The 14,753-nt window shown below is 72.6% G+C and carries 13 protein-coding genes and 1 pseudogene; 9 read left to right on the top strand and 5 right to left on the bottom strand.

The window, feature by feature from the left end; all coding sequences use genetic code 11:
• Positions 1-220 precede the first annotated feature (220 nt).
• Positions 221-2,578 carry an immune inhibitor A domain-containing protein gene (locus ABD946_RS32395; protein ID WP_345289200.1) on the top strand — a complete coding sequence of 786 codons (2,358 nt, stop codon included), beginning with the start codon at positions 221-223 and terminating at the stop codon, positions 2,576-2,578.
• An 84-nt stretch (positions 2,579-2,662) separates the two neighbouring features.
• On the opposite strand, the gene ABD946_RS32390 is transcribed toward ABD946_RS32395, so the two are convergent.
• Both ABD946_RS32390 and ABD946_RS32385 read right to left on the bottom strand, forming a co-directional pair.
• Entirely contained in the window at positions 2,663-3,781 is a 1,119-nt protein-coding gene (locus tag ABD946_RS32390) for a threonine aldolase family protein (RefSeq protein WP_345289199.1), read from the bottom strand.
• Between the two features lie 58 nt (positions 3,782-3,839).
• Entirely contained in the window at positions 3,840-4,361 is a 522-nt protein-coding gene (locus tag ABD946_RS32385) for a hypothetical protein (protein WP_345289198.1), read from the bottom strand.
• Between the two features lie 391 nt (positions 4,362-4,752).
• On the opposite strand from ABD946_RS32385, the gene ABD946_RS32380 reads away from it, so the two are divergent.
• Positions 4,753-5,556 carry a M23 family metallopeptidase gene (locus tag ABD946_RS32380; protein ID WP_345289197.1) on the top strand — a complete coding sequence of 268 codons (804 nt, stop codon included), beginning with the start codon at positions 4,753-4,755 and terminating at the stop codon, positions 5,554-5,556.
• A gap of 34 nt (positions 5,557-5,590) precedes the next feature.
• On the opposite strand, the gene ABD946_RS32375 is transcribed toward ABD946_RS32380, so the two are convergent.
• Positions 5,591-6,205 carry a TetR/AcrR family transcriptional regulator gene (locus tag ABD946_RS32375; RefSeq protein ID WP_345289196.1) on the bottom strand — a complete coding sequence of 205 codons (615 nt, stop codon included), beginning with the start codon at positions 6,203-6,205 and terminating at the stop codon, positions 5,591-5,593.
• Positions 6,206-6,338: 133 nt separating this feature from the next.
• On the opposite strand from ABD946_RS32375, the gene ABD946_RS32370 reads away from it, so the two are divergent.
• The gene (locus tag ABD946_RS32370; protein ID WP_380149568.1) at positions 6,339-7,907 is read left to right on the top strand and encodes an MDR family MFS transporter; all 1,569 of its coding nucleotides are present in this window, start codon (positions 6,339-6,341) and stop codon (positions 7,905-7,907) included.
• Between the two features lie 71 nt (positions 7,908-7,978).
• Here the strand turns inward: ABD946_RS32370 and ABD946_RS32365 are convergent, their stop codons facing one another.
• Positions 7,979-8,875 carry an HhH-GPD family protein gene (locus ABD946_RS32365; RefSeq protein WP_345289195.1) on the bottom strand — a complete coding sequence of 299 codons (897 nt, stop codon included), beginning with the start codon at positions 8,873-8,875 and terminating at the stop codon, positions 7,979-7,981.
• A gap of 237 nt (positions 8,876-9,112) precedes the next feature.
• Here ABD946_RS32365 and ABD946_RS32360 point away from each other — a divergent pair, with 237 nt between their 5' ends.
• Positions 9,113-9,973 (top strand): hypothetical protein, encoded by an 861-nt coding sequence (locus ABD946_RS32360; RefSeq protein WP_345289194.1) that lies wholly within the window; start codon positions 9,113-9,115, stop codon positions 9,971-9,973.
• A 324-nt stretch (positions 9,974-10,297) separates the two neighbouring features.
• Positions 10,298-11,218 (top strand): annotated as a pseudogene (locus ABD946_RS32355) (S8 family peptidase); the annotation flags it as partial.
• 348 nt (positions 11,219-11,566) lie between these two features.
• Here the strand turns inward: ABD946_RS32355 and ABD946_RS32350 are convergent.
• The gene (locus ABD946_RS32350) at positions 11,567-12,163 is read right to left on the bottom strand and encodes an MBL fold metallo-hydrolase (protein ID WP_345289193.1); all 597 of its coding nucleotides are present in this window, start codon (positions 12,161-12,163) and stop codon (positions 11,567-11,569) included.
• A 91-nt stretch (positions 12,164-12,254) separates the two neighbouring features.
• Here ABD946_RS32350 and ABD946_RS32345 point away from each other — a divergent pair, with 91 nt between their 5' ends.
• The 4 genes from ABD946_RS32345 (at position 12,255) to ABD946_RS32330 (ending at position 14,497) form a co-directional block, all read left to right on the top strand.
• The gene (locus ABD946_RS32345; RefSeq protein ID WP_345289191.1) at positions 12,255-13,106 is read left to right on the top strand and encodes a GlxA family transcriptional regulator; all 852 of its coding nucleotides are present in this window, start codon (positions 12,255-12,257) and stop codon (positions 13,104-13,106) included.
• A 226-nt stretch (positions 13,107-13,332) separates the two neighbouring features.
• Positions 13,333-13,581, top strand: a complete 249-nt coding sequence (locus tag ABD946_RS32340; RefSeq protein WP_345289190.1) for a YciI family protein — start codon at positions 13,333-13,335, stop codon at positions 13,579-13,581.
• Between the two features lie 478 nt (positions 13,582-14,059).
• Positions 14,060-14,302: a hypothetical protein gene (locus tag ABD946_RS32335; RefSeq protein ID WP_345289189.1), complete on the top strand. Its 243-nt coding sequence runs from the start codon at positions 14,060-14,062 to the stop codon at positions 14,300-14,302.
• A gap of 96 nt (positions 14,303-14,398) precedes the next feature.
• Positions 14,399-14,497, top strand: coding sequence for a hypothetical protein (locus tag ABD946_RS32330; protein ID WP_345289188.1), 99 nt, complete (start codon positions 14,399-14,401; stop codon positions 14,495-14,497).
• Positions 14,498-14,753: the final 256 nt, after the last annotated feature.

Below are 14,753 nucleotides of genomic sequence, written 5' to 3'. Positions count from 1 at the left end.
GGTGGTACTCCGTACGCGATGGACGGCCCCAGCAGCCGGGGTGGCCCCGGGATTTGACACATGATCAGGTGATCGGGGCGCCGGAGCATAGCGCCGTGACCATGTCATGGTCAAGGTCTTTCTTTTTCATCCACGCTTGGATCAAATGACGTCCACCTGTCTTTCATTGGTTCACCGGCGGAGCCAAGAGCTTGGCCGGTATGGGGAGGACGTCACCACGTTGAACATATCCAAGAAGGTTGCCTCGGCGACCGCGGCCGCGGCGGTCATCACCGCCCTCGGCGCGGGGCTCCTGCCGGCCTCCGCCACGGCCGCCCCGGTCGTCCCGGTCAGCAACGACCCGGCCGACGCGGTGCAGCTCGCGTCCGTGGACCACAACCTTGAGGGTCCGCTGAGCGCCAAGGTCGAGGCCGAGCAGAAGGCCGCTCTGGACCAGCTGCTCGCCGGCACCGCGAAGATCGAGAAGCACAACGGCGGCACCAGCATCAAGCTCGGCCGCGACAAGTACGTGGAGCTCGCCCGCGAGCGCACGGACAAGATCTTCACCATCCTGGTCGAGTTCTCCGACCAGGTGGACAACACCACCAAGCTGCCCGACGGCAAGCTCAAGTACGGTGGCACCCCGGGCCCGCAGCGGAACCAGATCCCGCAGCCGGACCGCACGAAGGACAACTCCACGGACTGGCGGGCGGACTACAACCGCCAGCACTACCAGGACATGTACTTCAGCAAGACCCAGGACTCGCTCAAGACCTACTACGAGCGCCAGTCCTCCGGCCGTTACTCGGTCGACGGTCAGGTCACCGACTGGGTCAAGGTGCCGTGGAACGAGGCCCGTTACGGCTCGGACTACTGCGGCCAGCACGTCTGCAACAACGCCCAGGACCTGATCCGCGACGGCGTCAACGCCTGGGTCGCCGACCAGAAGGCCAAGGGCCAGACGGACGCCCAGATCAAGGCCACCCTGGCGCAGTACGACCAGTGGGACCGGTACGACTTCGACCACGACGGCAACTTCAACGAGCCCGACGGTTACGTCGACCACTTCCAGATCGTGCACGCCGGTGAGGACCAGTCCGCCGGCGGCGGTGCCCAGGGCACCGACGCGCTCTGGGCCCACCGCTCATACGCCTACGGCGCGCTGCAGGGCCAGACCGGCCCGGCGAACAACAAGCTCGGTGGCACCCAGGCCGGCGACACCGGCATCTGGGTCGGCGACTACACCATGCAGGCCGAGAACGGTGGCCTCGGTGTCTTCGCCCACGAGTACGGCCACGACCTCGGTCTGCCGGACCTCTACGACACCACCGGCTCCGGCAACGACAACTCGGTCGGCTTCTGGTCGCTGATGTCGTCCGGTTCCTGGCTCGGCACCGGCAAGGACTCGATCGGCGACAAGCCGGCCGACCTGGACGCCTGGTCCAAGCTCAAGCTGGGCTGGTTCGACTTCGAGAAGGCCAAGGCGGGCAAGTTCTCCGCCCACCTCCTCGGCCCGGCCGAGTACAACAACAAGCGCCCGCAGGGCCTGGTCGTCGACCTCCCGAGCAAGACCATCACCACCGAGATCAACACCCCCTTCCAGGGCAGCGGTGAGTGGTGGAGCGGCTCGGCCGACGACCTGAACGTCGCGCTCACCCGCGACGTCGACCTCACCGGCAAGACCTCGGCCTCGCTGACGGCCAAGGGCTGGTACGAGATCGAGCAGGACTACGACTACGCCTACGCCGAGGTCTCGACCGACGGCGGCGCCAACTGGGTCGGCCTGAACGGCACCTGGAACGGCACGGCGATCCCGCTCAACCCGGGCAACAAGGCCGGTCTGACCGGCAACTCGGGCGGTCAGTGGGGCGACCTGGCCTACGACCTGAACCCGTACGTGGGCAAGGCCGTCAAGGTCCGCTTCCACTACACCACCGACGGTGGCGTGCACGAGAAGGGCCTGGCCCTCGACAACATCGGCATCACCGCCGATGGCGCGTCGGTCTTCTCCGACACGGTGGAGAACGGCGACAACGGCTGGAAGGCCGACGGCTTCTCCCGCATCAACGGCAAGTTCTCCAAGGACTACGCCCAGCACTACCTGGTGGAGAACCGTCAGTACGTCTCCTACGACGAGATGCTGAAGACCGGTCCGTACGTCTTCGGTTCCGCCGTGAAGCCGGACTGGGTCGACCACTACGCCAACCAGAACGGTCTTCTGATCTGGCTGTGGGACGAGTCGCAGACCGACAACAACGTCACCAACCACCCGGGCGCCGGTCTCATCCTGCCGGTCGACTCGCACCCGACCCCGCTCAAGTGGGCCGACGGCAGCACCATGCGTCCGCGTCTGCAGGGTTACGACTCCACCTTCGGCTTCGACCGCACCGACGGCCTGAAGCTCCACAAGGCGGACGTCCTCACCACCATCCCGTCCTCGAAGGGCGTCTCGTCCTTCAACGACGCGAAGAACAAGTACTGGGACGCCTCGACGCAGTTCTCCTCCGTCCAGGTCCCGAACACCAACACCGCGATCTCGGTCCTCTACGAGAGCTGGAACAAGCTCGAGACCCTGGTCCTGGTCAGCCCCGGCAAGTGAGCTTCGCTCAACTGACGTGGTAAGCAGGTGACTTCGGCCCCGCCGGGATTCGTCCCGGCGGGGCCGGAGTGTTTCCGCGCCCGGTCACTTCCCCAGCAGCGCCAGCAGGTCGGCGAGGGCCTCCTCGATCTCCTCGGCCGTCCACTCCAGCGCCTCGGCGGCGACCGTCACCTCGGTCAGCGCGCAGCCCGGCACCGGCCCGTCGATCCACAGGCCGAACAGCCCGACGCCCTGCTCCTCCGCCAGCCGGACCGTGGCCTCGTTCAACTCCCCCGCCCCGTAGGGCAGCCAGAGCTGGAACTGGTGGGTGTGCGGCACCTCGGGCACCACTCTGGCCCCGGGCGCGCGCACCAGTGCGGCGGCCACCACCTTCGCGTGCGCGACGTAGGCCGGCAGCTCGGGCAGCACCCGCTCCAGCCCGGCCAGTGCCGACAGCGCCGCCGGCCACTGCTGGAAGAGCTGGCCGCCGTAGCGGTGGCGCCAGACCTTGGCCTCGCGCACGAAGTCCTCGGGCCCGGCCAGCGCGGCGCCGCTGATGCCCTCCAGGGTCTTGTAGAAGGAGACGTACACCGAGTCGCCCAGGGCGGCGATCTCCGGCAGCGAGCGGCCCAGATGGGGTACCGACTCCCAGAGCCGGGCTCCGTCCAGGTGCACCCGCACGCCCTCCACCGCGCCGACCGCGGCGGTCAGCTCCTCCCAGCTCGGCAGCACGAACCCGGCGTCGCGGAGCGGGAGTTCGAGCATCAGGGTGCCGAACCGCTCCTCGCAGCACAGGAGTTCGTCCGCCGTGGGCAGCCGGGGCTCCTTGGTGGGCCAGACCGCGGAGAGGCCGGTGAGGCGCTGGTAGGCGCGGCGCTCCCAGCGCTCGGGGTGGGCCAGCGGGTGCATGGCCACCACGGAGCTGCCGGTGCGGTCGGCCCAGTACCGCAGGGCGATCTGCTGGGCCATCGTGCCGGTCGGGAAGAAGGCGGCGTCGGGCTTGCCGAGCAGCTCGGCGACCCGCTGCTCCAGGGCGCGGACCACGCCGTCGCCGTACATGTCGGGGCGGACGTCCAGGTCGACCCCGACGGTCTCGGCCTCGACGGCCAGGGTGGCCATGCGCTCCCGGAGCGACAGCGGGCGGCTGCCCGAGAGCAGCCGCCCGCAGCGGCGGAAGGCGGTGAAGCGGCGGTCCCGCAGGGCCGCGAGCGAGGAATCGGTCATACGAACGATGCTGCCTCAGCACCGGTCGGAGCGACAGGCTCACGGCGGGGGCACGGCGTCAGGCGGCGATCCAGCGGTAGACCGAACCGTCCACCTTGCAGGTGATCCACTCGCCGTTGCGGTCGTGGGTGGAGCGCCCGAGGTCGGCCTTCCGGCAGAACTGGCCGTCGTTGTAGCAGTTGCCCGCGTTGGACTTGATCTCGCAGACCTGCGCGGCGGGGGCCGTGGTCTTCGGCGCGGCGGGCGCGGTGGTCCTCGGCGCGGCGGGCGCGGTGGTGGCCGGCTTCGGCGTGGCCGCCTTGGTGGTGGGCGCCTTGGTGGTGGCCGGCGGGGCGGCGGCCGGGGTCACCGCGGCGGGGGCCTGGGTCGGCGTCTCCGTCACGGTCGGCGTCGGCGTCGGCGTCGGCGTCGGCGTCGGCGAGGGAGTGGCCGTCGGCGTCGGCGTGGCGGCCGGGCTGGAGGCGGCGGCCGGGCTCGTCGGGGCCTTGGCGGGGGTGACGGTGCCCGGCCCGCAGGCGGCGAGGGCGGTGACGGCCACCGCGAGGAAGGCGGTGCGGAGGGCGGTGCGGAGGTGTCTCATGCGACCTGTTCCGGCTCGGTCGGGGGATGTCCCGAAGCTCTGGGTGCGCGGAGGCTATCGCGCGGTTCGCACACGGGTTCACAAGTTCCGCACATCGGTCCGGCTTGCCCGGAAAGTCCGCACGACTCCGTCAGCCCTGTGACCGCCCTCACGATTGGGCTCCGGCCGGAGGGGGTAGGGCGGTGGGCCTCGTCACAGGCCGGACGGGATTACGAGCGGTGGTAGTAGCCGGCGACCGCCCCGCAGCGGCGCGTCCGGCCCGGCGGATCCGTCAAGGGCCCGGCCGACGCACTACCCGCCGTCGTACGTCACACCGTTTGGGGCGGCCACCGGTGTCCGTTTAGACCTGACTGGTCCCCATCCGTTCCTGCCGCCCCGAGGTGCTGCCACCATGACGACGTCCGCCCGCCACGCCGCCAAGAGCTGGCTCACCACCCACCGCACGGTCGCGCTCTGGACCGGCGCCCTGGCCATCGGCTCCGGCGCGCTGCTGGTGCCCGGCACCGCCGCCGCGCAGACCGTGCACCCGACCACCCCCGGCTCCTCGCTCTTCACCGCCGCGGCCTACACCGACGAGAACGCCTCCGTCGAGGTCACCCGGCCGGGCACGTACGAGCTGCCGCACTCGGCCTCCGCGCAGGCCGCCGTCTCGGTCGCGGACAACCTCGCCCAGAGCCCGGCCCCGGCCGAGGCGGAGGCCCACGACAGCGCCCCCGCCGCCGACCGCTCGGAGGCCCGGGCCGAGGCGCCGGCCCCCGCCGCGCAGCCCGAGCCGGCCCCCGCCCCGTCCTGGACCTCCCCCGCCCCCGGGGCCCGGATCAGCAACCCCTACGGCGGCAAGAACGCCAGCTACGCGGCCGGCTACCACACCGGCACCGACTTCGCGGTGAGCACCGGCACCCCGCTGCTCGCGGTGGCCGACGCCACCGTGGTCTCGGCCGGCCCGGACGGCGCGTACGGCAACGAGGTCGTGCTGAAGCTGCCCGACGGCAAGTTCGCCGAGTACGCGCACCTGTCCTCGATCGGCGTGAAGGCGGGTCAGACCGTCAAGGCCGGCCAGCAGATCGGCAAGGCCGGCTCCACCGGCAACTCCACCGGTCCGCACCTGCACTTCGAGATCCGCTCGGCCAACCGCTACGCGGCCGTGATCGACCCGCTCGCGTACCTCAAGGGCCACGGCGCCGTCGGCTTCTGACGCACCGGCAGACCCGACCGGGCCCCCGTGACGCTCAGGCGCGCGGGGGCTCGATCCGTTCGGCGATCTCCAGCGCGACCACCAGGGCCGCCTCCGTCGCCTGCGCCAGGCTGGTCACCGTGCCGGTCGCGCAGGCCGCCTCCGGCCCGGCCGCCAGGTCCTGCTTGAGCAGGAAGAGCGCGGTGTGGAAGGAGAACAGCGCCATCGCCGCCCGGAGCCGGTCCTCGGGGCCCGCCTCCGGGCCGTGCACGAGCTTGATCATGGAGACCATGCGCTCCTTGAACTCCAGCCCGGCCGAGGAGTCCCGCAGGGCCGGCTGGTTCTCGTGGAAGAAGCGCAGCAGCGGGGCCCGGTCGGCGGCGCCGGCCGCGAAGCGGCGGATCAGCTCGTCCCGCAGCCCGGGCGTCCAGGGCTTCCCCTCGCCCCAGGCGATCACCTCGTCGATCGGCGCCGCGGCCTGCTCGATGATGCCGTGGACGATGTCGTCCTTGGTCTTGAAGTGGTAGTAGAGCGCGGCCTTGGTGACACCCAGCCGGTCGGCGATCTCCCGCAGCGAGGTCTCCTGGTACCCCTGCTCCGAGAACAGTTCCAGGGCGACCTCGACGATCCGCCCCCTGGTGCCGCTGCGCGGGCTCTGCGTCGTGCTCATCGGTGGGCGGCCTCGACTCCGTCAGTAATCGGCTTGACGCCAGGATACGGACACCTTACCGTGCCACAGGTCAGTCAACTAGCCGGGCGGCAAGTAAGTTCCCCGGCAGCGGTAGTGCAGGGAGCCCCCACCCATGTCGAAACAGCAGGTCGAGACCGTGGAGCCGCCGGCAGCGGCCGCCGACCCGACCCCGCGCAGCCCGCGCGAGATCCGGTTGGTGATGATCGGTCTGGTGGTCGCCATGCTGCTGGCGATGCTGGACAACCTCATCGTCGGCACCGCGATGCCGACCATCGTCGGCGACCTCGGCGGCGCCGAGCACCTCTCCTGGGTGGTGACCGCCTACACCCTGGCGACCGCCGCCTCCACCCCGATCTGGGGCAAGCTCGGCGACCTCTACGGCCGCAAGGGCACCTTCGTCATCTCGATCGCGATCTTCCTGCTCGGCTCGGCGCTCTCCGGCCTCTCCCAGACGATGGGCCAGCTGATCGCCTTCCGCGCGGTGCAGGGCCTGGGCGCGGGCGGTCTGATGGTCGGCGTCATGTCGATCATGGGCGCGCTGGTGGCGCCGCGCGACCGCGGCAAGTACCAGGGCATGTTCGCCGCCGTGATGGCGCTGGCCACCGTCGGCGGCCCGCTGATCGGCGGCTTCATCACCGACCACCTCAGCTGGCACTGGACCTTCTACATCAACCTGCCGCTCGGCGTGGTCGCGCTGGCCTTCATCGTGATCACCCTGAAGCTGCCCTCGGTCCGCTCCAAGGCGAAGATCGACTACCTGGGCGCGGCACTGCTCACCGTCGGCATCACCTCGCTGGTCCTCATCACCACCTGGGGCGGCCAGGAGTACGAGTGGGCCTCGAAGCAGATCCTCGGCCTGGGCGCGCTCGCGGTCGCCTCGCTGATCGCCTTCGTCTACGCGGAGCAGAAGGCCGAGGAGCCGATGCTCCCGCTGGAGCTGTTCCGCAACCGCAACTTCACCATGGTCTCGCTGATCGGCTTCATCGTCGGCTTCGCGATGTTCGGCGCCGTCACCTTCCTGCCGCTGTACCAGCAGCACGTGCAGGGCGCCTCGGCCACCTCCTCCGGCCTCCAGCTGATGCCGATGATGTTCGGCATGCTGGTGGTCTCGCTGGTGGTCGGCCAGGCCATCACCAAGACCGGCAAGTACCGGATCTACCCGATCATCGGCACCGCGGTGATGGCCGGCGGTTCGCTGCTGCTCTCCACCCTCTCCACCGACACCGACCGCTTCGTCTCGTCCTGCTACATGGTCGTGCTCGGCGCGGGCATGGGCTTCCTGATGCAGGTCACCATGCTGGTCGCGCAGAACAGCGTGGAGCTCAAGGACATGGGCGTGGCCAGCTCCACCGCCACCCTGTTCCGCACCATCGGCGGCTCCTTCGGCGTGGCCCTGTTCGGCGCCCTCTTCAACGACCGGGTCACCTCGACCATGGCCGGCGCCGCCGGTGCCCAGGGCGGCAGTCAGGGCGGCGGCCACGGCAACATCGCCCAGCTCGGCCCGGAGGCCGTCCGGGCGCTGCCCGCCCCGGTGCAGGACACCTTCCACCACGCGGTGGCCAACGGCATCCACACCGTCTTCATCTGGGGCGCGGTGATCAGCCTGGTCGCGGTGGCCGCCTCGGTCTTCCTGCGCGAGGTGCCGCTGCGCGGTGCCGGGGAGCCGGTGCTCTCCGAGTAGTGACGCCGCGTCAGCGAGACGGAGGGCCCGGTCCGTACGGACCGGGCCCTCCGTCGTACCGGGCCACCGGGCTACTGCGGCAGCCGGTAGACGCCCTGCGCGACCGGCTCGACCAACCCGTCGGCGACCAGCCCGTCCAGCGCCCTGGCCCGCTGCACGTGGTCCGGCCAGACCTCGTCCAGCCGGGCCTGCGGGACCTCGCCGTGCGCCTCGCGGAGCACCGCCAGCAGCTTGCCCCGGACCTGACGGTCCGTCCCCTCGTACGTCTGCCCGCGCCGGGCCGGGCCCTCGTACGGCGGGCGTCCCGCCGCCTGCCAGGCGCACCGCCGCCGCAGCGGGCAGGCCCCGCACTCGGGGCCGCGCGCGGTGCAGACCAGCGCGCCGAGCTCCATCACCGCGACCGCCCAGACCGCCGCCGTGGCGGTGTCCTCGGGCAGCAGTGCGGTGGCGGTGCGGCGCTCGGCCGCGGTGGTGGCCTGGGCCGGGTACTCGACGCCGGTGACCGCGCGGGCGAAGACCCGGCGGACGTTGGTGTCGAGCACCACGTGGCGCTGCTTGAAGGCGAAGGAGGCGACGGCCGCGGCGGTGTACTCGCCGACCCCGGGCAGCGCCAGCAGCGCGGCGTGGTCCTCGGGCACCTCACCGCCGTGCTGCTCGGTGATCGCGGTGGCGGCGGCGTGCAGCCGCAGCGCCCGGCGCGGGTAGCCGAGCCGGCCCCACATCCGGACCGCCTCGCCCGGTGCGTCGGCGGCCAGCGCGGCGGGGGTGGGCCAGCGCTCCAGCCACGCGGCGTACGCGGGCAGCACCCGCTTCACCGGGGTCTGCTGGAGCATGAACTCGCTGACCAGGACGGCCCAGGGGCTCGCCTCGGGCGTGCGCCAGGGAAGGTCGCGGGCGTTGGCCGCGTACCAGTCGAGCACGGTCGAGTGGAGCAGCGGGGCGGAGGTCTCAGTGGTGGTGGCAGCCATGGCCCGGCCATCCTCGCACCGGGCTCGGCGGGCCGACAAACGGCCCGGTGGCCGTGCCCGGCAGCCGGACCGGCGGGCGGGAGCGCGCGCCGACGGGTCACCCGGGCGGCCCCGGGGCCTCACCCGGCCGGAGCAAAACACGGATGATGTGAAGGAAGCGACGCCAGACCGGTGTTGATGCACCATCGGGTCCTCCGGGTCTCGTAGAGTTTGCCCGTGCCTTCTCTGCGTCAACCCGTGGGACCGCTGCCGGCTTCGATCTACTGGCGCCGGCGGATCGTCGTGCTCGTAGCCCTCGCCGTCGTGTCGGCGCTGGTCTTCTGGCTGTTCTCCGGATCCGGGGGCGACGGGAAGTCGGGCAAGCAGGGCACCGCCCAGCCCGCACCGGTGCAGTCGATCACCCCGGGTGCCTCGCCGACCGGCCCGGCCGTGGACAGCCGCCCCGGCGGCGGCAGTGGCACCGGTGGCTCGGGCGGTTCCTCGGGCAGCGGCGGGGTCTCCGGCTCCGGCGGCGGCGAGGTCAGCCTGACCACCGGCGGCACCGGCACGGGCGGCGGCAGCGGCACCGGCGGTGCCGACAGCGGCGGTACGGGCGGCGCAACGGGCGGCGGCGCGGGCGGCGGCTCGGGCGGCACCGGCGGCGCGGGCAGCCCCCTGCCGGTGAACACCGCCGAGGTGATGGCGCTCCAGGTCTGCTCGGCCGGACAGCTCTCGCTGGAGCTGGCGGGCAGTCAGGAGACGTACAAGGCCAAGGAGAAGCCCCGGCTCTCCCTCACCGTGCGCAACACCTCCACCGGCGCGTGCCGGGTCAACCTCGGCCGGCTGGCCTCGACCGTCACCGTGACGCTGGCCGAGTCCAACGAGCGGGTCTGGTCCTCCGGCGACTGCCCGACGGACCGTCAGGACACCTGGGTGCAGGTCGGCGCGGGCACCGGCCTGACCGAGACCTTCACCTGGGAGCGCGGCCGCTCCAAGCAGCAGTGCGCCACCCCGGACGCGACGCCCGCACCGCTCGGCCGCTACCTGGTGCAGGCCGCCCTGACCGGCCCGGCCGGCGGCCCGGTCTCGGCCCGCGCCCTGATCCGCCTGGAGAACTGACCGCTCGCGCTCCGTTGAGCCCCGTCGGACCCCGGTCCGGCGGGGCTCTCGCCGTTCCCGGGGGCGGGTTCCGTCGCGTTCCGTCGGGTTCCGGCCAGAACGGGGCGCCGCCGTGCGTCCGCGGCGTCACGCCGCCGTGAACGGAGCCCTTCCGCGGCCCGTCCGGCGGCCCGCTTGGAGTGCATTCGCCCGGCCTCCGGCCAACCCCGAACCACGGTGGCATGTCGGGGACATGACGACGGGAAAGCCCCTTCGTCGGTGCACCGTCAAGCCCGCAGGCTGGTCCTCACTCACCCCGCACCACCGACGAGGAGGACCCCTCTCATGGCACAGCTCCCCCGCCGCCGCGCACTCGCCGTCCTGGCCGCCGCCGTCGCCACCGCGGCCCTCTCCGGTGCCGTCACCGCCCCCGCCTTCGCGGCCCCCGCCGAGGGCGTGGTGCTCCAGGCCGGCTCCCCCTCGGCGATACCGGGCAGCTACCTGGTGACCCTCAAGCCCGGCTCCGGCCTGGCGCCCGCCTCGGCCAAGGCCCAGGGCCTGGCCGTCCAGCGCGGCGGCCGGATCACCCAGGTCTGGGACAAGGCCGTGCACGGCTACGCGGTCGAGGGCCTGACGGCCGTTCAGGCCCGCCGCCTGGCCGCCGACCCGTCGGTGGCCGGTGTCGAGCAGAACCAGGTCTTCACCGTCACCGCCACCCAGGCCAACCCGCCGTCCTGGGGCCTGGACCGGATCGACCAGGCCGCGCTGCCGCTGAACCAGAGCTACACCTACCCGGACCGGGCCGGTGCCGGGGTCACCGCGTACGTGATCGACACCGGCGTCCGGATCAGCCACACCGACCTGGCCCCGCGCGCCGCCAACGGCTGGGACTTCGTCGACAACGACGCCGTCGCCCAGGACGGCAACGGCCACGGCACCCACGTGGCGGGCACCATCGCCGGCACCAAGTACGGCGTGGCCAAGGCCGCCAAGGTGGTCGGCGTCCGGGTGCTCGACAACAACGGCTCCGGCACCACCGCCGGGGTGGTCTCCGGCGTCGAGTGGGTCACCAAGAACGCGGTCAAGCCCGCCGTGGCCAACCTCAGCCTGGGCGGCAGCCCCTCCACCACCCTGGACAACGCGGTGGCCGCCTCGATCGCCTCCGGCGTCACCTACGCGGTGGCCGCCGGGAACTCCAACGCCAACGCCAACAACTACTCCCCGGCCCGCGTCCCGACCGCCATCACCGTCGGCTCCACCACCAACACCGACGCCCGCTCCAGCTTCTCCAACTACGGCACCCGGGTCGACCTCTTCGCCCCGGCTCCAACATCACCTCGGTCCTGGGGCACCGGCGACACACCGCCACCAACACCATCTCCGGCACCTCGATGGCCACCCCCCACGTGGCCGGCGCCGCCCGCCGTCTACCTCTCGTACCACACCACCGCCACCCCGGCGGCGGTCACCTCGGCCGCTGCTCGCGGCGGCGACCTCCAACGTCCTCACGGGCATCGGCACCGGCAGCCCCAACAAGCTGCTCCGCGTCACCAGCTGACGCCCCTCACCCGCTGCCCCGCCCGGCCCTCCTCGCCGCGGCGGGCAGTGGCCTGCTCAGAGCAGCGCGTCCACGGCCCGGAAGGGGGCGCCGTGGCCCGGGACGATGAGGTCGGCGACGGCCAGCACGCGTTCGCGGGAGGCCCGCAGGACCGCCTGGTCCGGGGAGACCGGGTCCTCGACCGGGCCGTTGGGGCGCCACGCAGAGGTCGCCGACGAAGGCCACCACGCCGTCCGGGTGCCGGCCAGCAGGGTGATGTCCTCCGGACTGTGGCCGGGGTCGCGATCAGGCGCAGGGAGGGGGGTGAGTTCGTGACCGTGCGGCGTCCCGGTCGGTCCACTGGTCGGCCCCGGTACTCGGCCTTGTGGTCGTGGACGGCCGCGCTCGCCGAACAGGCCGACGTTCATGGTGTTGTCCGGGTGGTGGTGGCTCAGCACCACGTCGGTGACCTGGTCCGCCGTCAGGCCGAGCTCCGCCAGCGGGCCGAGGATGCGGTCGCGGTGGGCCACCATTCCCGGGTCCACCACCACGTGCCGGCCGCCGTCGGTCACGTACGAGACGGTGGCGGCCACGCCCGGGCCGGTGGAGAGGGTGTAGCCGGTGGTCAGGACGGTGAAGGAGGCGCTGCGGCCCGCGGGTGCGTCAGTGGTCATGCCGTAGAGCCTCGCCGACCTGCGGCTTCCCGACGAGTGGCCGTGATGCCACCGATCGCGGGTTTCGTGCCAACCGTGCCACACTGCCCGGATGCCCGCGCCCGTCGCCCCAGCCCCAGCCCCCGCCACGCCGTTCCGCTCCGTCGCCGCCTACGCCCCGCCCGGGGTCGGGCTGCTCGCCGTCGGCGTGATCGCCGAGGTGTTCGCCGAGCGCGGCGGCGGGCTGCCCCGGTTCGACTTCGCGCTCTGCACCGAGCGGCCCGGCCCGGTGCCCACCGACGTCGGCGTCCCCGTCCAGGTCACGCACGGACTGGACCGCCTCACCACCGCCGACCTGGTGCTCTTCCTCCCCTGGTCCGACTTCCGCACCCCGCCGCCGCCCGCCGTGCTGGCCGCCCTCACCGCCGCCCACGCCCGCGGCGCCCTGGTCGGCGCGCACTGCGTCGGCAGCTTCGCGCTGGCCGCCGCCGGTCTGCTGGACGGCCGCCGGGCCACCACCCACTGGCGCTTCGCCGGGCTCCTGACCGACCGTCACCCCGAGGTCTCCGTCCAGCCCGAGGCGCTCTACGTGGACGAGGGCAGCATCGTCACCGGCGCGGGCGCGGCGGCCGGCTTCGACCTCAGCCTGCACCTGCTGCGCCGCGAGTACGGCGCCGCCACCGCCAACGCCATCGCGCGCGACCTGGTCCTCCCCCCGCACCGGGCCGGCGGCCAGGCCCAGTACGTGGCCGCCCCCGTCCCCGCCGACACCGAGGACGAACGCCTCGCCGAGGTGCTCGCCTGGGCCGCGCGCCACCTCGACCGGCCGCTCCCCGTCGCGAGCTGGCCCGCCGCGCCTGATGAGCCGCCGCTCCTTCGCTCCCGCCGCTTCACCGCCGCCACCGGCACCACACGCACGCCTGGCTGCTGGAGCTGCGCCTCGCCCGCGCCGAGGAACTGCTGAGACCACCGCCCTCGCGGTCGAGGAGATCGCCCACCTGGTCGGCTACCGCAGCGCGGCGGTGCTGCGCGAACAGTTCGTCAGGCGTCGCGGCGTCCCGCCGACGGTCTACCGGCGCACCTTCGCGAGCTCCTGAAAAGATCTTCGAAGGAAATCCGCCGGGCGTGTAGAGACCCCCGTGCCGGCTCCGACGAAGGGTGACAGTGCACCGCAGCGAGGAGGACCCGAGATGAAGTACGTCGCGATGATCTACGGCAACCAGGCCAAGTGGGAGGCCATCCCGGCCGAGGAGTGGCCGTCCGCGATCGCCCGCAGGACGCGTTCAACCGAAGTACCAGCCACCGGGGAGCTGATTGGCGCCTACGGTCTGGCCGACGCGGCCTCCGCCCAGCTGGTGCGCCGTCAGGACGGCGCCCGCCGCTCACCGACGGGCCGTACCTGGAGACCAAGGAGTACCTGGCCAGCTTCTACCTGCTGACGTGGAGGACCTGGAGCGGGCCCAGCAATCGCGGCCGACATGCGCGTTCGCCGACCACAGACCGGTCGAGCTCGTAGCCGATCCTGCACGAAGCCCAGCGCCCGAGGCATGACGCTCCTGCCCCACCGTCGAAGGACCTGCTGCGCGAACTGCGCCGCAGGTCCTCGGCGCGCTGCTGCGCGCCACGGCGGGGCCTTCGACAGCTGCGAGGACGCCGTGCAGGAGGCCCTGCTCGCGGCCGCCCTCCAGTGGCCCCCGAGGGCGTGCCGGAGAATCCGCGCGGCTGCTGGTCACGTCGCCAACCGGCGGCTGGTCGACCTGGTGCGCAGCGAACGGGCACGCCGCGACCGCGAGGACCGGGTGCTGCTCGCCACCCCGCAGTCTGCCTGCTCGCCCCGGCCGCCGATGCGACACCGCCGGGACGACTCCCTCGCCTGCTCTTCCTCTGCTGCCACCCCGCGCTCTCCGCCCCAGCCGGGTGGCCCTCACCCTGCGCGCGGTCGGCGGTCTGACCACCGCTCAGATCGCCGCCGCCTTCCTGGTGCCCGAGGCGACGATGGCCCACGCGGATCAGCCGGCCAAACAGGCCGTCCGGGAGATAGCGGCGGCGCGCGGCTCCGGATGTGCCACCCCCGCCGAGCGGACGAACGGCTCGCGAGGTCCTGCGGTGCTCTACCTGGTCTTCAACGAGGCTACACCGCCTCCGGGGGCGAGGAGCTGACGGCGCCGGACCTCTCGGCCGAAGCGATCCGGCTCACCCGCCTGCTGCTACGGCTGGCCCGGAACGAGACCGAGGCCGCCGGGGCTGCTGGCCCTGATGCTGCTCACCGAGGCCCGCCGGCTGGCCCGCACCGGCCCCGCCGACGAACTGGTGCGGCTGACCGATCAGGACCGCTCCCGTGGACGCCCGCCCTGATCGCCGAGGGCACCCAACTCCTGGCCCGGCACGCTGCCGTCGGCCGGGTCGGGCCGTACCAGGTGCAGGCCGCGATCGCCGCCGTGCACGACGAGGCGCCGACGTGGCCGCCACCGACTGGCCCCAGATCCTCGTCCTCTACGACCTGCTGACCCGGCGTCGACCCCGGCCCGATGGTCAGCCTCAACCGCACCGTGGCCCTCGCCGAGGTGGCAGGCCCCGAGGCACGCCCTCGCCGAACTCGACGCCCTCGCCG

It is taken from the genome of Kitasatospora albolonga (assembly GCF_039535905.1).
GTDB lineage: Bacteria > Actinomycetota > Actinomycetes > Streptomycetales > Streptomycetaceae > Kitasatospora > Kitasatospora albolonga.
Note: the sequence above shows the minus strand (reverse complement) of the source record. Positions and strands in the feature narration are given on the sequence as shown.

What these genes read in the sequence shown, in the direction of transcription:
- ABD946_RS32390 (WP_345289199.1), bottom strand. Translation starts at nt 3,781, where the DNA reads ATGACCGATTCCTCGCTCGCGGCCCTGCGGGACCGCCGCTTCACCGCC.
- ABD946_RS32350 (WP_345289193.1), bottom strand. Translation starts at nt 12,163, where the DNA reads ATGACCACTGACGCACCCGCGGGCCGCAGCGCCTCCTTCACCGTCCTG.
- ABD946_RS32385 (WP_345289198.1), bottom strand. Translation starts at nt 4,361, where the DNA reads ATGAGACACCTCCGCACCGCCCTCCGCACCGCCTTCCTCGCGGTGGCC.
- ABD946_RS32380 (WP_345289197.1), top strand. Translation starts at nt 4,753, where the DNA reads ATGACGACGTCCGCCCGCCACGCCGCCAAGAGCTGGCTCACCACCCAC.
- ABD946_RS32370 (WP_380149568.1), top strand. Translation starts at nt 6,339, where the DNA reads ATGTCGAAACAGCAGGTCGAGACCGTGGAGCCGCCGGCAGCGGCCGCC.
- ABD946_RS32345 (WP_345289191.1), top strand. Translation starts at nt 12,255, where the DNA reads ATGCCCGCGCCCGTCGCCCCAGCCCCAGCCCCCGCCACGCCGTTCCGC.
- ABD946_RS32375 (WP_345289196.1), bottom strand. Translation starts at nt 6,205, where the DNA reads ATGAGCACGACGCAGAGCCCGCGCAGCGGCACCAGGGGGCGGATCGTC.
- ABD946_RS32330 (WP_345289188.1), top strand. Translation starts at nt 14,399, where the DNA reads ATGCTGCTCACCGAGGCCCGCCGGCTGGCCCGCACCGGCCCCGCCGAC.
- ABD946_RS32365 (WP_345289195.1), bottom strand. Translation starts at nt 8,875, where the DNA reads ATGGCTGCCACCACCACTGAGACCTCCGCCCCGCTGCTCCACTCGACC.
- ABD946_RS32340 (WP_345289190.1), top strand. Translation starts at nt 13,333, where the DNA reads ATGAAGTACGTCGCGATGATCTACGGCAACCAGGCCAAGTGGGAGGCC.